General features: G+C 67.0%; 16 protein-coding genes. 12 read left to right on the top strand and 4 right to left on the bottom strand.

Annotated elements, in window-relative coordinates; all coding sequences use genetic code 11:
* Window positions 1-3: 3 nt before the first annotated feature.
* The gene (locus TSB10P1A_RS12985) at window positions 4-2,160 is read right to left on the bottom strand and encodes a caspase family protein (protein WP_186388340.1); all 2,157 of its coding nucleotides are present in this window, start codon (window positions 2,158-2,160) and stop codon (window positions 4-6) included.
* A 206-nt stretch (window positions 2,161-2,366) separates the two neighbouring features.
* On the opposite strand from TSB10P1A_RS12985, the gene TSB10P1A_RS12980 reads away from it, so the two are divergent.
* From TSB10P1A_RS12980 to TSB10P1A_RS12935, 10 genes are all read left to right on the top strand, one after another.
* Window positions 2,367-3,413, top strand: a complete 1,047-nt coding sequence (locus TSB10P1A_RS12980; protein WP_186388339.1) for a Gfo/Idh/MocA family oxidoreductase — start codon at window positions 2,367-2,369, stop codon at window positions 3,411-3,413.
* The gene (locus TSB10P1A_RS12975) at window positions 3,410-4,225 is read left to right on the top strand and encodes a glycerophosphodiester phosphodiesterase (protein ID WP_186388338.1); all 816 of its coding nucleotides are present in this window, start codon (window positions 3,410-3,412) and stop codon (window positions 4,223-4,225) included. Before TSB10P1A_RS12980 ends, TSB10P1A_RS12975 begins: the two co-directional genes overlap by 4 nt.
* A 114-nt stretch (window positions 4,226-4,339) precedes the next feature.
* Window positions 4,340-6,280, top strand: coding sequence for a molecular chaperone HtpG (gene htpG / locus TSB10P1A_RS12970; protein ID WP_186388337.1), 1,941 nt, complete (start codon window positions 4,340-4,342; stop codon window positions 6,278-6,280).
* Window positions 6,281-6,369: 89 nt separating this feature from the next.
* On the top strand, window positions 6,370-7,287 hold the full coding sequence (locus TSB10P1A_RS12965; RefSeq protein ID WP_186388336.1) for a LysR family transcriptional regulator: 918 nt from the start codon (window positions 6,370-6,372) through the stop codon (window positions 7,285-7,287).
* 74 nt (window positions 7,288-7,361) lie between these two features.
* Window positions 7,362-8,222, top strand: coding sequence for a putative hydro-lyase (locus tag TSB10P1A_RS12960; protein ID WP_186388335.1), 861 nt, complete (start codon window positions 7,362-7,364; stop codon window positions 8,220-8,222).
* Window positions 8,223-8,244: 22 nt separating this feature from the next.
* Window positions 8,245-9,288, top strand: coding sequence for a TRAP transporter substrate-binding protein (locus TSB10P1A_RS12955; protein ID WP_186388334.1), 1,044 nt, complete (start codon window positions 8,245-8,247; stop codon window positions 9,286-9,288).
* Between the two features lie 27 nt (window positions 9,289-9,315).
* Window positions 9,316-9,864 (top strand): TRAP transporter small permease subunit, encoded by a 549-nt coding sequence (locus TSB10P1A_RS12950; RefSeq protein ID WP_186388333.1) that lies wholly within the window; start codon window positions 9,316-9,318, stop codon window positions 9,862-9,864.
* Window positions 9,861-11,141 carry a TRAP transporter large permease gene (locus TSB10P1A_RS12945; protein WP_186388332.1) on the top strand — a complete coding sequence of 427 codons (1,281 nt, stop codon included), beginning with the start codon at window positions 9,861-9,863 and terminating at the stop codon, window positions 11,139-11,141. The genes TSB10P1A_RS12950 and TSB10P1A_RS12945 overlap by 4 nt, the downstream gene beginning before the upstream one ends.
* A 43-nt stretch (window positions 11,142-11,184) precedes the next feature.
* Window positions 11,185-11,862, top strand: a complete 678-nt coding sequence (locus TSB10P1A_RS12940) for a DUF2848 domain-containing protein (protein WP_186388331.1) — start codon at window positions 11,185-11,187, stop codon at window positions 11,860-11,862.
* 64 nt (window positions 11,863-11,926) lie between these two features.
* Window positions 11,927-13,213 (top strand): amidase family protein, encoded by a 1,287-nt coding sequence (locus TSB10P1A_RS12935; protein WP_186388330.1) that lies wholly within the window; start codon window positions 11,927-11,929, stop codon window positions 13,211-13,213.
* Here the strand turns inward: TSB10P1A_RS12935 and TSB10P1A_RS12930 are convergent, their stop codons facing one another.
* The 3 genes from TSB10P1A_RS12930 to TSB10P1A_RS12920 all read right to left on the bottom strand — a co-directional run bounded on the left by TSB10P1A_RS12930 (window position 13,214) and on the right by TSB10P1A_RS12920 (window position 16,712).
* Window positions 13,214-14,440 (bottom strand): mandelate racemase/muconate lactonizing enzyme family protein, encoded by a 1,227-nt coding sequence (locus TSB10P1A_RS12930; protein WP_186388329.1) that lies wholly within the window; start codon window positions 14,438-14,440, stop codon window positions 13,214-13,216.
* 111 nt (window positions 14,441-14,551) lie between these two features.
* Window positions 14,552-15,838, bottom strand: coding sequence for a UDP-N-acetylglucosamine 1-carboxyvinyltransferase (locus tag TSB10P1A_RS12925; protein ID WP_186388328.1), 1,287 nt, complete (start codon window positions 15,836-15,838; stop codon window positions 14,552-14,554).
* A 112-nt stretch (window positions 15,839-15,950) separates the two neighbouring features.
* Window positions 15,951-16,712, bottom strand: coding sequence for a DeoR/GlpR family DNA-binding transcription regulator (locus tag TSB10P1A_RS12920; RefSeq protein WP_186388327.1), 762 nt, complete (start codon window positions 16,710-16,712; stop codon window positions 15,951-15,953).
* 260 nt (window positions 16,713-16,972) lie between these two features.
* Between TSB10P1A_RS12920 and TSB10P1A_RS12915 the strand changes: the two genes are divergently transcribed.
* Window positions 16,973-17,890 (top strand): ABC transporter substrate-binding protein, encoded by a 918-nt coding sequence (locus TSB10P1A_RS12915; protein ID WP_244293113.1) that lies wholly within the window; start codon window positions 16,973-16,975, stop codon window positions 17,888-17,890.
* A gap of 132 nt (window positions 17,891-18,022) precedes the next feature.
* Entirely contained in the window at window positions 18,023-19,078 is a 1,056-nt protein-coding gene (locus TSB10P1A_RS12910; RefSeq protein WP_244293100.1) for a glycine betaine/L-proline ABC transporter ATP-binding protein, read from the top strand.

The raw sequence follows: 19,078 nt of genomic DNA, 5'->3' as shown, positions 1-19,078 counted from the left end.
GGGTCATTGGGCGGCGTCGAAACGCTTCACGCCGGATCGCGTGCCGTCCCGATAGAAGAGCTCCACGGAGACGAAGGCGGTCCTTGCCGGAATGTCGATATGGACAGTGGAGCCCGGCCCCGAACTCGGGATCGCGTGCGGGTTGTCCGGATCGCAGGGACCGGTGTCGAACACCTGGTCGGGAGTGTCGCTGTCGAGGGCGTAGCGGACTTCCTGGATCGCGCAGCGATAGCTGATCAGATGGGTGAAATAGAGCAGCTTGCGCCCGTCCCAGTCGCGGAAGGCGAGCCAGCCGGTGGTCAAGCGCTCGAGAATGTCCTTCTGGCCGGAGACGAGGGCGTCGCCGGGCGTGAAGCTGACGGAGAAGGGCCCCTGCATCTCGCCATGGATATTGCGGTAGCTGACCTCGATGGCCGTATCGCCGGCATTGCCGGGAAGCTCGAAGGCTGGATAGGGGATCGGCGCGCCGGTCGAGGGATCGACCGCGCCGCTGACAAAGCCGGTGGAGCGCGGTTCGCTGCCCGGCAGCTTCACGAAGATCTCCTGGGCCCTGTCGGCAATGGCGAGCGTCAGCATCCAGCCCTGGTTGGAGCGCATGGCGTTGAGGCGCACCGGATTTGCGAGCGCCGCCGGATTGATGAAGGAGAGGGCGGCGAGGCGGGTCTTGGCGTCCTCGACCTGCTCGGCCGCCATCTGCTGGTCGAGATAGTAGCGCAGGAACCGGCCATCCTCGACTGCGGCCATGAAACGGCCGAGGAGATCGCGCTCGCGGGCCTTGTCGGTGGCCGACTGCTGGCCGAGCCGCGTCTGGCTGTAGTCCTGCGACAGGGCGTAGAGCGCCGGCGAGAAGTCGGGATAGGCGTCCAGGAACGCGCCGAGGCGGCGGAGGCGCTCCTCGCGCTCCTCCAGCAGGATCTCGGCGAACAGGGTCGTTGGATCGTTTCGCCCCTGCGACAGGGAGCGGTAGATCTCCAGCGCGCCGGCCCGTCCTTCCTGCACCCGCAGCACCGACTGGAAGCGCAGATGCGGGTCGACCTGCGGCAGGCCGAAGGCGAAATATTTGAGATAGTCCTGCCGGGCGCCCGGATAGTCGCCGCGGATCTCCTTGAGACGGGCGTTGGAGTAGAACTCGTGCGGCTGGGTCGGGGTGTCGACGATCAGCGAGCGGCTGGCAAGCTGGGCGAAGAGCTGCTCGACCCTGCCGCTGCCTGCCTCGGCGTCCTCCAGTCGGGTTTTCGCAAGGGCGGCGAAGGCGCCGTCCGGGAAGCGGTCGAGATAGGCGCGGATCTGCTCGACCGAGCCGCTGTCCTTGACGTCGTTCCACAGTTGCAGTTCGAGCTGAACCGCAGAACCCGGCGCTGCCGCGGCGAGGGTATTGCCGCCAGCCGCTGCGCCATCCGGCACGAAGACGATTTCCGAGGTCAGCGAGGAGTGGTCCCACGGTACCTGGTCGCCACCGGTCGCCTCGACAACGCGCAGGCGGACCGCCTTGAACACCGCCTCGACGCTGCGGCCGGGAACGAGCATCTCGGCGGCGATGGCGGCCGTATAGGGGCTGTTGAGCCCGCTGCCGTCGGCGGCGGTGCTGCCGGGAGCGGTGGCGAAGGAGATGAAGCTGCCGCGCGGCGTGCTGCTCAGCAGCGCCAGCCCGCCGGTGCCGATGGACCGGCTGAGCGCGGTGTTGCGGCAGGCATCGAGAATGACGATGTTGGCACCCTTGTGCGCCGCCTCGACGGTGGAAAGGACCCAGTCGACGGCGAGGGCCTCGAACTCCGCATCGACCTCGTCCTTCAGGTCGGCGCCGATGGGAGCAAGATAGTTGCGCCCGCCTGCCTGAAAGCCGTGGCCGGAATAGTAGACGGCGGCGATGGAGCCCTCGCCCGCCGCCGAAAGGCGCGTGGTGAACTCGCGCAAGGCCTGCTTCATGGTGCGCAGGTCCGCGTCCAGAACCGTCTCGACGGAAAAGCCCGATTGGCGCAATGCGTCGGCGATGAGCGCGGCATCGTTGACCGGGTTCTTGAGCGGTGTCATCGCACCGCCGGCATAGTCTGCATTGCCGATGACCAGCGCCAGCCGCTCGGCGGCAAGGCTGGAAGCGGTGCCGAGGATTTGCGAAACACCGATGCAGGCGATGAGGGCGATGCTCTGCAGGAGGCGCATGAACAGGTTCCTTCCGCGGCCGAATGGGGACAAGCACTGCCTGCTGGACTGCCGGTGCAGCCGCTCGCTTTCGCCCCTCACAGGACCGTGATTGCAGCCCAATCCTCTATCACCGTCAATCGGCACGGTAAAACCCGGTGAACGGCTTGCTCCTTGCGCCGGTTTTTCCCAAGATCCCGGCCAAGGTGAGGCAGGAGCGGAATGTGATGGGGCTGCGGGTCGGATTTTCCGGGTATGGAGCGGCGGGACGCTATCTGCACGCGCCGCTGGTCGCGGCCGCCGGGATGGAGGTCGCGGCGGTGGTCACCTCGCGGGGCGAAGAGGTTGCTGCCGATTTTCCAGGCGCGGCGGTGCTGCCCGACTTCGGGGCGCTGCTGGCGCGGCCCGATATCGACCTCCTGGTGATCGTCACGCCGAACGTGCTGCATGTCGAGCAGGTGCGCGCCGCGCTTGAAGCCGGGCGCCATGTAGTCGTCGACAAGCCGGCGACGCCGACCCGCAGCGAGGCGGAGCAACTGGCGGCGATGGCCCAGGAGCGGGGCTTGAAGCTCGCAGTCTATCACAACCGCCGTTGGGACAGCGATTTCCTGACCGCGAAGCACCTGCTGGAAAGCGGCGAACTCGGCGAGATTGCCGCGCTGCGGCTCGTATGGGACCGGTTCCGGCCGCAGGTTCTGGAACGCTGGCGCGATCGGCAGGCACCGGCTTCCGGCAATCTCTACGACCTCGGCTCCCACCTCATCGACCAGGCGCTGCAACTCGTCGGCATGCCGGACTGGCTGCAGGCGGATGTCTTCACCCAGCGGCAGGGCGGTGTGACGGATGACGGGTTCGAACTCCTGATGGGGCTCGGACGCATGCGCCTGTCGCTCGGCGTGTCGCTGATCGCCGCCGCGCCGCGCGATCGCTTCCGCATCGAGGGGACGCTCGGCACGTTCCGCAAGCAGGGTCTCGACGTGCAGGAGGACCAGCTCAAGGGGGGCATGGCACCGCTCGATCCGCGGTTCGGGCTCGAGCCGCAGACGCAGTGGGGCGAGATCGTCGACCCGGATGGAAGCCGCCGCCCGGTGCCTTGCGAGCGCGGGCGCTGGCTGACCTTCTACGAAGGGATGCGGCAGGCCATTGAGACCGGGGCCGAAGTGCCGGTGACCATGACATCGGCGGCACGGGTGATCGGCCTCATCGAGGCAGCGCACGCCTCCGCCCGGCTGGGGCGCAGGATGGCGCTCGATCCGGACGGGCGCTGGGCATGAGCGCGGTGCGGCGCGGCGGCTTCGCGCATCCCTATCTGGCGGAGCCGGGCTTTCATGCGCTTGCCCATCGCGGCGGCGGGCTGGAGAACCCGGAAAACAGCCGCCAGGCCTTCTCCGCCGCGGCAGACCTCGGCTACCGCTATATCGAGATCGATGTGCAGGCCTCGCGCGATGAGCGGGTGGTCGTCTTCCACGACGACACGCTGGAACGGACGACGGACGGGCAGGGCGTCGTTTCCTCGCTGGTCATGTCGGATCTTGCCGGTGTGCGCATGCAGGGCGGCGAGCCGCTGCTGACCCTTGCCGAAGCGCTGGAGAGCTATCCGGACCTGCGCTTCAACATCGACATCAAGACCGACCAGGCCTTGCAGCCGACGCTCGACCTGCTGGAGCGGATGGCGTGTCTCGACCGCGTCTGCGTCGCCTCCTTCTCCGATGCACGGTTGCGGGCGGCCCGCACCCGCTTCGGCGACAGGGTCTGTCTCAGCAGCGGGCCGGGCGCGGTGACGGCCTTGCGCTTCGGCGCCTGGGGCGTCCCGCTGCCGACGCCTGACGTTGCCTGCGCGCAGATCCCGCTGACGCAATACGGTGTCCCTCTCGCAACGCCCGGCTTCGTGCGCCACTGCAATGCCAGCGGGATCGCCGTGCATGTGTGGACCATCGACGAGGAGGCGGAGATGCGCAGGCTGATCCGCATGGGCGTCAACGGCATCGTCACCGACCGACCGTCGCTGCTAAGACAGGTGGCGCAGGAGGAGGGCGTGTGGCCGGGTTCCGCTCAGGCCGGGCCAGGCAGTGGCAGAGGCGCTTGATTTCGCCGCATCGCTCGCCGATATCTCAGCCGCCTTCGCATCTGCCGGGCTCGATCCCGCGCGAAAGGCGTTTCACCCTCAGACATTTCAGAGCGTACGGGGCAGTCAGAACCAATGAGCACCGAGCCGAACACGACAGAGGCAGGCACCCAGGCGCCGCAGAGCCACGCCTTCCAGGCGGAGGTCGCGCGGTTGCTCCATCTCATGGTGCACTCGGTCTATTCCAACAAGGACATCTTCCTCCGCGAGCTGATCTCCAATGCCGCGGATGCCTGCGAGCGCCTGCGCCATGCGGCTCTCACCGATCCTTCGCTGCTCGGCGAGGATGCCGAGTTCGGCATCCGTCTGGAGGCGGACGAGGCCGGCCGCAGGCTGGTGGTGTCCGACAACGGCTCCGGCATGAGCCGGCAGGAGCTGATCGACAATCTCGGCACCATCGCCCGCTCCGGTACCAAGGCCTTCATCGACAGACTGGGCGAGGGCAAGGACGGAACGGCGTTGATCGGCCAGTTCGGCGTCGGCTTCTATTCCGCCTTCATGGTGGCCGAGAAGGTTGACGTGGTGAGCCGTGCCGCCGGCAGCGATGAGGCCTGGCAGTGGAGTTCGGACGGGCTCGGCGCCTTCACGGTGGAGCCGGTGCCCTTGGCGGCGGACGTGCCCGTGCGCGGAACCCGGGTGATCCTGCATCTCAAGGACGATGCGACCTCCTATGCGCGGCCCGCCACCATCGAGCGGATCGTGCGTGCCTATTCCGCGCATGTGCCGGTGCCGATCACCCTGGCCGTGCCGCCGGCCGAAGACGGGGCGCCGGCTGAACCGCGGCGCCTCGCCGACGGCACCGCGCTTTGGACGCGTCCGAAGTCGGAGATCGGCGAAGAGGAATATCGCGAATTCTACGGCCACGTCTCCGGCCAGTTCGACGAGCCGGCAATGACCGTTCACTACCGGGCGGAAGGACGGCACGAATATTCCGTGCTGCTGTTCGTGCCGTCGATGAAGCCGTTCGACCTGTTCGACCCCGACCGCAAGGGGCGGGTGAAGCTCTATGTGCGGCGGGTGTTCATCGCCGACGACGTGGAGCTTTTGCCGGCATGGTTGCGCTTCGTGCGCGGCGTGATCGATTCCGCCGACCTGCCGCTCAACCTGTCGCGCGAGATGCTGCAGCACAACCCGGTGCTGGACGCCATTCGCAAGGGCGTAACCAACCGGCTGCTCGGGGACCTGCAGAAGCTGTCGGAGAGCGATGCGTCCACCTACGAGAAGGTCTGGGAGACCTTCGGTCCGGTGTTGAAGGAAGGCCTCTACGAGGACTTCGAGCGTCGGGAAAAGCTGCTCGGCCTCGCCCGCTTCCGCAGCAGCCGCGACAACGGGGCGAACTGGCGCTCGCTTCGCGATTATGTCGCGGACCTGAAGGAGAACCAGACCCAGATCTACTACGCGACCGGCGCGAGCCAGGAGGCGATCGCCGCCAGCCCGCATCTGGAGGGCTTCCGCGCCCGCGGCGTCGAGGTGCTGTATCTGTCCGACCCTGTCGATGCGTTCTGGGTTCAGATGGTGGAGGGCTTCGAGGGCAAGCCGTTCCGCTCGATCACGCAAGGGGCGGCAGAGCTCGATGCGATCCCGGTCAGCGAGACGGAGGCCGGTGCCGAAAAGAAGGCCGAGACCGGGGACACCGATATCGGCCTGGTCACGGCGTTCCTGAAGGAGACGCTCGGCGAGCGGGTGTCCGATGTCCGCAGTTCCTCCCGGCTTGCCGAGAGCCCGGTCTGCCTCGTCGCTCCCGAGCACGGGCCCGACCGGCAGTTCGAGAAGCTGATGTCGCGGCAGGGAGACGGGCGGACGCGCCTTGCGCCGGTGCTGGAGTTCAACCCAACGCATGCGCTGCTTGCGAGCCTGTCGCGCGCGCTGGCCGGCAGCGGCGACAAGGACGGGCTTGCGGACACCGCCTGGCTGCTGTTCGACCAGGCGCTGATCCTCGACGGCGAGGTGCCGGCGGACCCGGTTGCCTTCGCGCGCCGACTGTCTTCGGTGCTGGGGCGCGGACTGCAAGGTTGACAGGACATCCGGACGCTTGAAACCGGATAGGCGTTCCCCGACGATGCGTCGTTGTTCGCGCCAGGGGCGCCGGGAGGGAGGAGGTCCGGGTGTTCGAACTGAAGGATGTGGAGATCCTGCAGGATATCGTGCGGGCGGGCGGCTTTCGGGCCGCCGCCGCCAAATATGGCCTGTCGCAATCGGCGATCTCCAACCGGGTGTTGGCGCTGGAAAAACGCCTCGGCATCCAACTGTTCGACCGCGGACGCCGGCAGGTCCGGTTGACCCCGGTCGGGCGCCGGTTTCTCGAAGAGGCGCAGCGGCTGAGCGCGGCCCGCGACCGGTTGATCCAGGAGATCACCCGCCCGGGCGGGCTGAGCGGCACGGTCCGTATCGGCGTTGCCGAGACCATCGTCCACACGATCCTCAGCGAGTTGCTGAACCAGTTGAAGGGCGCGCACCAGCGGGTGCGCTTCGAACTGTCGGTCGACACGTCGCGCGAATTGGGCGTCGCCCTTGCCGATGACGGGCTGGATGTTGCGATCATGCTGCGCGAGAGCGTGCCGAGCGGAGCCGCGGTGGTGCCGCTGCAGCGCCAGCCGCTCGGCTGGTATGGCGCTGCCGCCGATCCGCTTCGCCGATCGGAGAGCGCGGAGCCGCTGACGCTTGCCGATCTGGCGCGCCAGACCATCGTCTCCTTTCCGAAGGGTACGCCTCCCTTTCGGGAACTGGAGGGGCTGCTCGCCGCGCCCGATCTGCCGCCGCCCGACCTGCACGGATCCGCCAGCCTGTCGACCGTCCTGCATCTGGTCGCCGACGGCTTTGGCATCGGCGTGCTGCCGGTGCGCATCGCCGAGGCCGACCTGTTCCGCTCCCGGATCCGCCGGCTGAACGTCGTGGCAGAGGCGCAGTTGAGCGCCCTGAGGTTCGTCGTGGCCTATATGCCGGATCGAAATCGCGACGTGGGGGAAGAGGTTGCGGCAATTGCGCGCGCATGTGATCAAAATGATATTGAAAAGAGATCATAAAAATCTTATATCGATAACTTGACAAGATCATTTCGACTGGCAATCCTCAAGGGACCTGTGAGGAGGCTGCCAGCGTGTCTGCATCTGTTGCCGTTGATCGTGCCGCATCCGATCCGGATGCCTTCCGCGGTCTCTCTCCCGCCGAACTTCGGCGCAGCATTCGGCAGGGGCGGTTCCGCGGCCCGACCGCCGGCTACGGCAAGGGATGCCTGCAGGGCAATCTCGCGATCCTACCGGCCGCGCTTGCCGCCGACTTCCTGCGCTTCTGCACCCTCAATCCCAAGCCCTGCCCGCTGATCGGCGTGTCCGAGCCCGGCGATCCGAATATCCCCTCGCTGGGGGGGGATCTCGATATCCGCACCGACGTGTCGGGCTATCGCGTGTTTCGCGCGGGGCAGGAGGGATACACCTCGGTGCCGGATCTTGCCGAGGTATGGCGCGAGGATTTCGTGGCCTTCGTCCTCGGCTGCTCGTTTTCCTTCGAGGCGGCGATCGTGCGGGCGGGCATTCCGCTACCGCATTTCGAGGGCGGCAGGAACGTGCCGATGTACATTACCAGCCTGCCGACGGCGCCGAGCGGGCCCTTCGGTGGGCCGCTGGTGGTGTCAATGCGCTCTTTCCATCCCTCCGACGCGATCCAGGCGGTGCTGCTCTCCGACCGCTACCGGCTGGCGCATGGCGCGCCGGTGCATATCGGCGATCCGGCGGCGATCGGCATTTGCGATCTGATGACGCCTGATTTCGGCGATGTCCCGGACCTGGCTCCGGGCGCCATTCCCGTGTTCTGGGCCTGCGGCGTGACCCCGCAGATGGCGATCCGCCAGGCCCGGCCGGAGATCGCCATCACCCATGAGCCCGGCCACATGTTGGTGACCGATCTCTCCGCCGATGCCGCCGAATTCTCGCTGGGCGGCGTCTGGCCCGCTTCGACGTGAACGAAAACCAGAGGAGTCCCACATGAAGCGCATTGCCTCCAGCCTGCTCGCCGCCACGGCCCTGTCCTTTGCCGTTGCCGCTCCCGCTTCGGCGGAAACGCTGTCCGTCGTCGGCAGTTGGTCGAACCTTCCCCTGCACCAGAAGTTTGAGGCCCCGTTCTGGACCGAGATCCTGCCGGCGGCATCGAATGGAGCCATCGAGGTGCAGATGACCACCCACAACCAGATGGGCATCCAGGGCGGCGACGTGTTCCGCATGCTGGGCGACGGCGTCTTCGACGTCGGCATGACCGTTGCCGACTACGCGGTCGGCGATGCGCCCGAACTGGAAGGGCTCGACGTGCCGCTGATCGCCACGACCGCCGACGAGGCCCGCGCCATGGTCGCCGCCGCCCGCCCGATGGTCGAGGACATCTATGCCGAGCGCTTCAACGCCAAGGTGCTGGCGATCGCCCCCTATCCGCCGCAGGTGGTGTTCTGCAAGGGCGAGGTTTCCTCGCTTGCCGATCTCAAGGGCAAGAAGATCCGCGGGTCCGGCCGCATGACCACCAAGTTCCTCGAGGCGCTCGGTGCCGAGGGCGTCAACGTCGCCTTCTCGGAAGTGCCGGGTGCGCTGGAGCGCAGCGTCATCGACTGCGCCGTCACCGGCTCGGGTTCAGGCTACAGCGCCGGCTGGTGGGAGGTGACCAATACGCTGATGAACCTGCCGCTCGGCGGCTGGGACTCGGTGGTGACCGCGATCAATCTCGACCGCTGGAACGCTCTGCCGGAAGAGACCCGCAGTCTCATCGAGACCCAGATCAGGGACAAGTTCGAGACGCCGGCCTGGGATGCTGTTGCGGCCTCGATCACCACCGATACGGCCTGCCTGACCGGCAATGGCGAATGCCCGGCCGGCAAGCCGGCGTCGATGACGTTGGTCGAGGCGAGCGAGGAAGATGTCGCCACCGCGCGCGAGATCCTGACCGAGACGGTCCTGCCCGAATGGGCGGAGCGTGCCGGCGCGGACTGGGTCAAGCGCTGGAACGACAGCGTCGGCCAGACCACCGGCGTCACCGTCAACTGACGATGTGAGCCAAGAGGGGGCCGCGACATGACCGAAAATCTCGCCGCGGCCCTCCGCCGCATGAATTCCTGGCTTGCCCTGCTGGTCGGCCTCGTACTGCTGGCAACGGCAGGCTTCGTCATTGCCGACATCACGCTGAGACAGTTCGGCCGCTCCTTCGGCGGCTCGGACGAGATCTCCGGATATGTGATGGCCGCCGTCGCAAGCTGGGGCCTGTCCTATGCCCTGACAGAGCTTGCGCATGTGCGCATCGATCTCGTGCGGCAGAAGCTGCAGACACGGGCGCGGGCCTGGCTTGATCTCTTCGCCATGAGCGTCGCCGCCGGGACGGTCTGCATCATCGCCTACCAGGCCTGGCCGGTGCTGGAGAAGACCCTGGTCCGCGGATCCCGGTCCAACACAGCGTTGGAGACGCCGCTGTGGATCCCGCAATCGATCTGGTTTTCCGGCTGGGTGTGGTTCGCCGTCTCGTCCTGCGTTCTCGTGCTGCTGGCGCTGGCGACGGTGCTGCGAGGGGATTTCCGGACCGCCGACGCGATGATCGGCGCGCGCGGTGAGGGAGAGGACGCTACATGATCGGGAGCGTTGCCCTCGCCCTGCTCGGGCTGCTTTCCCTGTCGATCCCTGTCGGTATCGTCCTCTTCCTGCTCGGCTTCGGCATCTCCGAGTTCTTCTCGGTGTTTCCGCTGATCCGGGGGCTGGGGCAGGTGGTGTGGTCGGCCTCCGCGTCCGCCACGCTGATCGCCATCCCCTTCTTCGTGCTGCTTGGCGAGATCCTGGTGCGGGGAGGCATTGCCGAGAGAACCTACGGATCCCTCGACAAGTGGGTGTCCTGGCTGCCGGGCGGGCTGGTCCATGCCAATATCGGCACGGCGACGATGTTTTCCGCAACGTCCGGCTCGTCCGTGGCAACTGCGGCGACGGTCGCGACCGTGGCGATGCCCCAGGCAGAGAAGCTCGGCTATGATCCCAAGCTGTTCTCGGGCGCGATTGCCGCCGGCGGCACGCTCGGCATCCTCATTCCGCCGTCGATCAACCTGATCGTCTACGGTTTCCTCACCGAGACCTCGATCCCGCGCCTGTTCCTGGCCGGCCTCTTGCCGGGATTGCTGATGGCGGTTGCCTTCATGATCGTCACGGCGATCCTGTGCAAGCTGAGGCCCTCGCTCGGCGGTCCGAGCCGCAGCTTCGGCTGGGGCGAGCGCATCGCGGCGCTTGTCCAACTGGTGCCGATCCTCGTCCTGTTCATCGTGGTGATCGGATCGATCTATGCGGGCTGGGCGACGCCGACGGAATCCGCCGCGGTGGGCGTTGCGATGGCGCTGCTGATCGCCGCGCTCAATGGCGGCGTATCGCTCGCCATGTTGCGGGACAGTCTGCTCGGCACCGTGCGCATCACCGCGATGATCATGCTGATCATCGCGGGGGCCTATTTCCTTAACTTTACGCTGGCCTCGGCCGGGCTCGGGCGCGAGCTGCAGAGCCTGTTCGACGGCCTGAACCTGTCGCCCTTCGGCACGCTGCTGGTGGTGATCGTTCTCTATATCGTGCTCGGCTTCTTCATCGAGACGCTGTCGCTGATGGTCGCGACCATTCCCATCGTCGTACCGATCATGGTCGGGCTCGGCTACGACAAGGTCTGGTTCGGCGTGATGATGATCGTGCTGGTGGAAATGGCGCTGATCACGCCGCCCGTCGGGCTCAACCTCTACGTGGTGCAGGGGGCGCGCAAGTCCGGCTCGCTCAGTGAAGTGATGCTTGGCTGCATTCCCTACGTGCTGGTGATGCTCGCCATGGTCGCGGCCCTTATCGTCTTCCCGCAAATCGCGCTGTTCCTGCCCGGATCGCTCTGATCCGGCGCAGGCGCAGGCCTTTCCCTTTTCCAAGGAGCCTCCCATGGAGTTCACCCTGAACGGTGCGCCGCTTGTCGTCCACGTCGCCGATCTGACTGTCGCCGGCTGGACCGGACGCGATCCCGAGGCGATCCGCCATCACATCGAGGAACTGGCGGAAATCGGCGTGGCGCCGCCCTCCACCGTGCCGCTCTACTACCGCACCGCCGCCGCTCTCCTCACCCAGGAGAACCGCATCCAGGTGGTCGGCGGCGGCACGTCCGGCGAGGTCGAGCCCTTCCTGCTGGCGAAGGACGGCGTGCTTCACATCGGGCTTGCCTCCGACCATACGGACCGCGACCTCGAAGCCCATTCCGTGGCATTGTCCAAACAGGCCTGCGCCAAGCCGGTGGCGCGTGAGCTCTGGCTGTTCGAGGAGGTCGCCGGCCATCTCGATGCGCTTGAACTGCGCTCCTGGATCAAGGAGGATGCGGCCGGTGACTGGATCCCCTATCAGGACGGCAAGGTCGGCTCGATCCGTCCGCTCGCCGATCTGATCGAGGGCTCCGGACTGGATGTTGCCCGCGAGCGCGGGGACTGTACCGCCATGCTCTGCGGCACGCTCGGCGCCATCGGCGGCGTGCGGCCGGCGGCGGCATTCAGGATGGAACTGCGCGATCCGGTGCTCGGCCGCAGCATCGGTCACAGCTATGACATAACAGTCCTGCCGATCGTCGCCTGAGGCGCCGCTCGCGGGAAGTTTGCCGCCGGCGGACGGGCCAGCCGGTACAGGAGGAGGCAGGTGCATGGGTGAGATTGTCGAGAAGGCCAGGGCCGCGATCGGGCGTGTCGAGGCGCTGGGGGACGCGGCATCGGCGCTCTTCACCGAGTTTTCTCCTGCCCGCATCCTGCAGGCGGCGGCAGAGGCGGAGACCCTTGTCGCGGCGGCCGACAGGCCGCTGCCGCTGGCCGGGCTGCTGGTCTCCGTCAAGGATCTCTATGATGAGGCGGGCCAGCGCACCACGGCGGCCTCGCTGCTTTTGAAGGACCGCGCGCCGGCGAATGAAGACTGTCCGGTGGTGGCGCGGATCAAGGCGGCTGGCGGCGTGCCGTTCGGCCGCACCGCGATGAGCGAGTTCGCCTATTCCGGCGTCGGCCTCAATCCGCACTACGGCACGCCGTCGAATGTCTTCGAGGAGGGCGGCATCCCGGGCGGTTCGACCTCGGGCGGCGGCGTGACGGTGGGCCTTGGCCTGTGCGACATCGCGCTCGGCACCGACACCGGTGGCTCGATCCGCATACCGTCCGCCATCAACGGGCTTTACGGCCACAAGCCGAGCCAGGACAAGGTGCCCCTCGAAGGGGTGCACCCGCTGGCCGTCTCCTTCGATTCCTGCGGACCGCTGGCCGCGGACTTCGCGACCATGCTGGCTGCCTATCAGGTGATGAGCGGGGGCGATGCGCCGGGCGTCGAGGCGCCGGCCGGCAGCTTGCGTCTTGCCGTGCCCGAGAACGCCTTCACCAATGAGCTGGACGAGTGGTCGCGCGGCCATTTCGAGGCGGCCAAGGCGTGCCTCGCCGAAGCCGGGCATGACCTCGTGCCGCTCGATCTCGGCTTCCTGCACGAGGCGCTGCCGCTCAACAGGATCCTCGTCTCCGCTGAGGCGCATGCGCTCTACAAGGATCATCTCGACACGCTCGCCGGCATCGGCGATCCCCGGGTGCTGGCCCGCATTCGCTTCCGCGAGACGGTAAGCGACGAGGATCTGGCGCGGGCGAAGGCCGCCCGCCTCGAAGTGATCGCGCGTACGGCCGAGGCGCTGTCGGGCTTTGATGCGATGATCGCCCCGACGCTGCAGATCCGCCCGCCCAGCATCGAGGACGCGCTTGCGGACTTCGACCGTATCAACGCGGCGATGCTGCGCAACACGTCGATGCTCAATCTCGCTGATGCCTGCGCGATGTCGATGCCGACGCGCGGCACCAGTAGCGGTCGCCCCGGCGCGTTGATGATCGGCGGCGCCAAGGGTCATGACGAGCGCGTGCTATCTGTCGGCGCAAGGCTCGACCGGGATCTCAACGGCGAGCGCTGATCAGATGCCGTTCCCCGGAAACCGGCGATCCCGGACGGGGTCGACCGGGGTCTGGGTCATCTCCAGATGCAGCGCGCGTCCCGTGTAGGGATGCGCGCGTGCGACGTCCTCGTCGAGGTCCACGCCGAGCCCCGGAGCGTCGGGGACGATGACATAACCGTTTTCCCAGCGCGGCGGCGTCTTCAGGATATCGGCGTGGAAACCGTCGAACTGGCGGATCGATTCCAGGATCAGGAAGTTCGGCGAACAGGCGGCGAGCTGAATGTTCGCCGCGGCGACGATGGGCCCGCAATAAAGGTGAGGCGCGATCTGCGCGTGCCAAGCCTCCGCCATGCCGGCGATCTTCTTGGCCTCCAGCAGCCCGCCGACGCGGCCGAGGTTCATCTGCAGGATCGAGGCCGCGCCGGTCGAGAGCAGGCGGGCGAACTCCCATTTGGTGCAAAGCCGCTCGCCGGTCGCCACCGGGATCGCTGTTCCGCGCGCGACCTTGGCCATTTCCTCCGGCATGTCGGGCGGCACCGGCTCCTCGAACCAGAGCGGGTCATAGGGTTCGATCCGGCGGGCAAGACGCAGGGCACCCGATGCGGTGAACTGCCCATGGGTGCCGAAAAGCAGGTCGGCGCGGCTGCCGACGGCCTCGCGGATGCGGCGGCAGAACAGCTCGCTGCGGTCGAGGTCTTCCAGGTCCGGCTGGCGTCCGCCATGCACTGAGTAGGGGCCGGCGGGATCGAACTTCACCGCCGTGAAGCCTTCTTCGACATATTCGGCAGCCCGCTCGGCGGACAGGTCCGGATCGCCATAAAAGGCGGCGTGGTCCTCGTCTCCCTTCGGGTAGAGATAGGTGTAGGAACGCAGCCGCTCGTGCACGCGTCCGCCGAGCAGGGCATGGACCGGCTTGCCGAGCGCCTTGCCGATAATGTCCCACATCGCCATTTCGAGACCGCTGACAACGCCCGACATGGTGGGGTCCGGGCGCTGGGTGAACCCGGAGCCATAGGCCCTGCGGAAGAACACTTCGACGGCGAAGGGGTCGCTACCCTCCAGGTAGCGGGTGAAGACGTCCTCGGCGAGGCACGCCATCGCCTCGGGACCGAAGCTCGCCGCATAGATCTCGCCATAGCCGACAATGCCGCAGGCGGTGGTGAGCTTGACGAAGACGAAATAGCGCCCGCCAAAGCCGGGCGGCGGATTGCCGACGATGAAGGTCTCCAGGCCGGCAAGCTTCATAGCGGTTCCCCCTGATCGCGCGGTGTTCGGCCCCTGCAGGCTAACGGCGATGGGGAGGATGTCCAGACGCGCGAAAGCGACACGGGTGGTCGCTTTCGCGCAAGTGAGATATCAGGCCCAGCGGACTTGCGCGCCCAGTTCCGTCAGCTTCTCGACGAAGCGGGGGTGGGCGCGGCGGATCGGATCGGCCTTGCGGATGATCGACTGGCCCTCGACCTGGATCGCGGCCAGGAACAGGCCAAGCACCACGCGGATGATGTAGGGCGCCTCGACTTCCGCCGGCCGCAGGTTGTTGCCGCCGAAGACGATCAGCCGGTGCGGATCGGACAGATGCACGCGGGCGCCGAATTTCGCCAGCTCCGAGCTCCAGGCCAGCGCACCCTCGTAGATCTTGTTCCAGAACATGATCTCGCTGCGGCAGCCGACGGCGACGCCGATGGCTTGCGGCAGCAGGTCGGCCGGGAAATAGGGCCAGGGGGCGGCCTCGATCTTCGGCAGCATCTCACGCGTATAGGGCCGCGAGATTTCGCGGGTCCAGCCGGTCACGGTGATCGCGCCGTCGGTGGTCTCAAACTGCAGTCCGAGCTTGGCGAACTGGCGCAGGATCAGCGTCATGTGCGGGGTGATGTCGGTCTTCACCGTGACCCGGCCGCCGGTGACGCCGCCGATGGCGAGGAAGGTCGCGACTTCATGATGGTCGTCCGGCACCCGCACGCGGGTTCCCGACAGGCGCTCGACGCCGGTCACGGTGAGGCGCGAGGTGCCGAGACCGTCGATCTTCGCGCCCATCGAGCGCAGCATCTCGCACAAGGCCTGCACATGCGGCTCGGAGGCCGCGTTCATCAGCACGGAGGAGCCTTCCGCCGTGGCGGCGATCATCGCGAAGGTCTCGGTCGCGGTCACGGATGCATAGTCGGCCCAGATCGCCTGGCCCTTGAGCGGCTCCTCGCGGCGGATGTCATAGGGATGCGTCGCGACGATGCGGGCGCCGAACTGCTCGATGATCTCCAGATGCGGATCGATCTCGCGCAGGCCGAGGGCACACCCCTTGGCGTCGGTGTCGAAGGTGAGGGTGCCGGTGCGCACCATCACCGGCGCCAGCAGCAGCACGGCGGAGCGGATGCCGAGCGGCAGGTCCGCCTCTCCGCTGCGGAAGGCGTCGAAGTCGTGGCGGATGGTCAGCGTCGCCCCGTCGTCGGCGCGGGCAACGGTCGACCCCATGCTCTCGAAATAGGCGAGGATCTTGGCGACGTCGCTGATCTCGGGAACGTTTTCCAGCGTCACCGGCTCGTCGGTGAGCAGGGTGGCGCAGAGCATCGGCAGAACGGCATTCTTGTTGCCCGACGGAATGACGGTGCCCGAGATCGGGTGTCCGCCATCGACGATAAGGTCGGCCATGGGAAAGTGCCTCCGGATGGAAGGGGCAGGATGTTGCCCGTTCCTAATGGAGAATCCCGGCGACGGCAAACGGCAGTTCCGTGGCAAATGCAGGGCCGCGCGGGGAGCCGGGCTATGCGGCGATCTCCAGGGCGGTTCCGGCGGCCAGCAGCCGCTCGGCAATTTCCGGCGGCGGTGCCCTGTCGGTAACGATCCGGTCGACATCCAGGAAGCCGGCAACCCGCACCAGGGCGCGCCGGTTGAACTTGCTGTGGTCGGTGATGACCGTGCGCGTCTCGCCGCAGCCGAGCACGGTACGGGCGAAATCCGCCTCGGCAAGGTGGTAGTCCATCAGGCCGCCCACCGGATCGATGGCCGCGATGGAGATGACCACATGACGGACGCGAAAGGCGGAGACGAAGTCGATGGCCGAGCGGCCGAAGGCGGCGCCATTGTCGCCGTGAAGCTCGCCGCCGGCCATGTAGACCTTGTTGCCGTTGACCGTCGCCAGGGTCCTGGCGACATCGGACGAGTTGGTAACGATGGTCAGGCCGGTCTTGCCGCGCAGCTCGCGCGCCAGCACGCTTGTCGTGGTGCCGGTGTCCATCATGACGCTGTCGCCATCGGCGATGCCGGCGGCGACATGGCGGGCGATGCGGATCTTGGCGTCGAGATTCTCGCGCATCCGCCGCTCGAACGGGGCTTCCATGTCCTGGCGCGGCAGGCTGATCAGTCCGTGCGACTTGACGACCTCGCCGGTCTCCACCAGCGAGCGGATGTCGCGTCGGATCGTCTCCAGCGAGACGTCCAGCTCGGCGGCGAGATCGGCGATGCGGGCGCTGCCCGTGCGGCGGGCGCGTTCCAGGATCAGGGTCTGACGCTTGCTGAGAGCCATGGCACCATCGGCAGTTCGCGAATTTGGTTTATTGCGTGGTTTCTGTGGTAATAACAGGCATTGAATCTCAAAACACCACAAAAATTGCGCAACTTGCCAATTTATTCCCTCAAATCCATTGACAGGGTTGGCGGCGGGAGTGACGATCCTATGACGGCGCCGAAGAGATCCGACAAGGGCGGGCGCTGCCTCCAGAGCGCATACAGAGGGAACCAGCCATGACACATGTCCGCCCGGCGGCAGCGATCCTGTCCGCCCTGATGGCCGCAACCGTCCTTGCGGGGACGTCGGCGCAGGCCGCGGAAAGCACCGACCCCATCCGCCTCACCCTGCACGACTGGACCGGCCAGTTGATCACCACCCGGATCATGGGCGAGGTGCTGCAGAAGGCCGGCTACAATGTCGAGTATGTCCAGGCCGATTACATCGCCCAGTTCGCCGGCCTGAAGACCGGCGACCTGCATGTGGCGATGGAGATCTGGGAGACCACCGGCCGCGATGCACTGGACGAGGCGACCGCCACCGGGCAGGTCGAGAATCTCGGCGACAGCGGCATGCTGGCGATCGAGGAGTGGTGGTATCCGAGCTACATGAAGGAGCTCTGCCCGGGCCTGCCGAACTGGGAGGCGCTGAAGAGCGAAGCGTGCGCCAAGGCCTTCTCGACGGCGGAGACAGCGCCGAAGGGCCGCTATCTGGGGGCGCCGGTGACCTGGGGCGGCTATGACGACGAGCGCGTCGAGGCGCTCGAACTGCCGTTCGAGGTGGTGCATGCCGGCACCGACGCGGCGCTCTTCGCCGAGTTGGAATCGGCCTATCAGCGCAAGGCGCCGATCCTCCTGTGGGTCTATGCGCCGCATTGGGCGCCGCAGAAATACGAGGGCGAGTGGGTCGAGTTCCCGGCCTACGAAAAGGCCTGCTACGAGGATCCCGCCTGGGGGTCCAACCCGGACATGGCCTATGACTGCGGCAAGCCGCGCGGGCCGATCTGGAAGGTTGCCTGGTCCGGCGTGAAGGACAAGTGGCCCGGTGCCCACCAGGCGATTTCGGCCTTCTCCGTCGACAATGACGAGATGGGCGGGATGATCACCAAGGTCGATCTCGAAGGACAGAGCGTCGAGGACGTGGTCGCCGCCTGGATGGAAGCCAATACCGGCCGCTGGTCGGAGTGGATCAAGTAACACCCTTGCCCGACTGGCTGTCGCCGTCTTCCATCCCCTGGGCGGCGGCAGCCTCTTTTCGGCCTGTCGCCTGACGGCTCGCCCGTCCTGGCGGTGGAGGCGACCGGACATGCAAGCCGAGGCAGAGCGACCTTGACCATTTCACAGCAGCAAAGCGATAGCCTGGCGGCCGCGGAGCCCCCGGCAAAGCTCGAGTGCCGGTCCGTCTGGAAACTGTTCGGCGACGGGGCCGAGCGCTATCCCGTCGACGGCGTGGACGCGGCCGACAGTGCTCGGCTGGCGCGGGCCGGGGTGGTCGGTGCGGTGCGCAACGTCAATCTCGGTGTGCGCGAGGGCGAGATCTTCGTGATCATGGGGTTGTCGGGCTCGGGCAAGTCGACGCTGGTGCGCTGCCTGTCGCGGCTGGTCGAACCAACCCATGGCGAGATCCTGTTCAACGGCGAGAACCTGCTTGCCGCGAGCCCCAAGCGGATGATCGAGATCCGCCGTCACCACATGGGCATGGTGTTCCAGCATTTCGCGCTGCTGCCGCATCTCACCGTGCTCGGCAATGTCGCTTTTCCACTGGAGGTTCAGGGCGTGGCAAGGGCAGCCCGCGAGGCCCGCGCTCGGCAGATGATCTCGCTGGTCGGGTTGGAGGGGCGCGAGGGATTTTTTCCGCGCGAACTGTCCGGCGGCCAGCAGCAGCGTGTCGGCATCGCCCGCTCGCTCGCGGTCGAGCCGGAACTGTGGTTCCTCGACGAGCCCTTTTCGGCGCTCGATCCCCTGATCCGGCGCGAGATGCAGGACGAATTCATCCGCCTGCAGTCGGTGCTGCGCAAGACCATCGTCTTCATCACCCATGATTTCGACGAGGCAATCCGCCTGGCCGATCGCATCGCCATCATGAAGGATGGGGCGGTGGTGCAGGTCGGCACGCCGGAGGATCTCGTGCTGCGGCCGGCGGATACCTATGTTGCCGAATTCACCCGTGGGGTGGCCCGCGCCAAGGTGATCCGTGCCGGCAGCCTGATGGAGGCGGGAGCGGCTCCCGCCGGCGCGCCGACCGTCGAGGACGGGACGCCGATCGCCGATGCCGCCCCGCTCTTCGCCGGCGGGGCGCAGGACCTTTGCGTGTGCACGCGCGATGGCCGTCCGATCGGCCGACTGTCCCGCGATGCGGTCGCCACCGTCATGATGCAGGGCTGA

Source organism: Stappia sp. TSB10P1A (assembly GCF_900185725.1).
Classification (GTDB): Bacteria; Pseudomonadota; Alphaproteobacteria; order Rhizobiales; family Stappiaceae; genus Stappia.
The sequence above is the reverse complement of the archived record's forward strand: the minus strand, read 5'-3'. Positions and strand labels throughout refer to the sequence as shown.

Bases quoted from the DNA above. Each gene is read 5' to 3' on its own strand.
- TSB10P1A_RS12985 (WP_186388340.1), bottom strand. From the start codon at position 2,160: ATGCGCCTCCTGCAGAGCATCGCCCTCATCGCCTGCATCGGTGTTTCG.
- TSB10P1A_RS12980 (WP_186388339.1), top strand. From the start codon at position 2,367: ATGGGGCTGCGGGTCGGATTTTCCGGGTATGGAGCGGCGGGACGCTAT.
- TSB10P1A_RS12975 (WP_186388338.1), top strand. From the start codon at position 3,410: ATGAGCGCGGTGCGGCGCGGCGGCTTCGCGCATCCCTATCTGGCGGAG.
- htpG (WP_186388337.1), top strand. From the start codon at position 4,340: ATGAGCACCGAGCCGAACACGACAGAGGCAGGCACCCAGGCGCCGCAG.
- TSB10P1A_RS12955 (WP_186388334.1), top strand. From the start codon at position 8,245: ATGAAGCGCATTGCCTCCAGCCTGCTCGCCGCCACGGCCCTGTCCTTT.
- TSB10P1A_RS12950 (WP_186388333.1), top strand. From the start codon at position 9,316: ATGACCGAAAATCTCGCCGCGGCCCTCCGCCGCATGAATTCCTGGCTT.
- TSB10P1A_RS12945 (WP_186388332.1), top strand. From the start codon at position 9,861: ATGATCGGGAGCGTTGCCCTCGCCCTGCTCGGGCTGCTTTCCCTGTCG.
- TSB10P1A_RS12940 (WP_186388331.1), top strand. From the start codon at position 11,185: ATGGAGTTCACCCTGAACGGTGCGCCGCTTGTCGTCCACGTCGCCGAT.
- TSB10P1A_RS12935 (WP_186388330.1), top strand. From the start codon at position 11,927: ATGGGTGAGATTGTCGAGAAGGCCAGGGCCGCGATCGGGCGTGTCGAG.
- TSB10P1A_RS12930 (WP_186388329.1), bottom strand. From the start codon at position 14,440: ATGAAGCTTGCCGGCCTGGAGACCTTCATCGTCGGCAATCCGCCGCCC.
- TSB10P1A_RS12925 (WP_186388328.1), bottom strand. From the start codon at position 15,838: ATGGCCGACCTTATCGTCGATGGCGGACACCCGATCTCGGGCACCGTC.
- TSB10P1A_RS12920 (WP_186388327.1), bottom strand. From the start codon at position 16,712: ATGGCTCTCAGCAAGCGTCAGACCCTGATCCTGGAACGCGCCCGCCGC.
- TSB10P1A_RS12915 (WP_244293113.1), top strand. From the start codon at position 16,973: ATGGCCGCAACCGTCCTTGCGGGGACGTCGGCGCAGGCCGCGGAAAGC.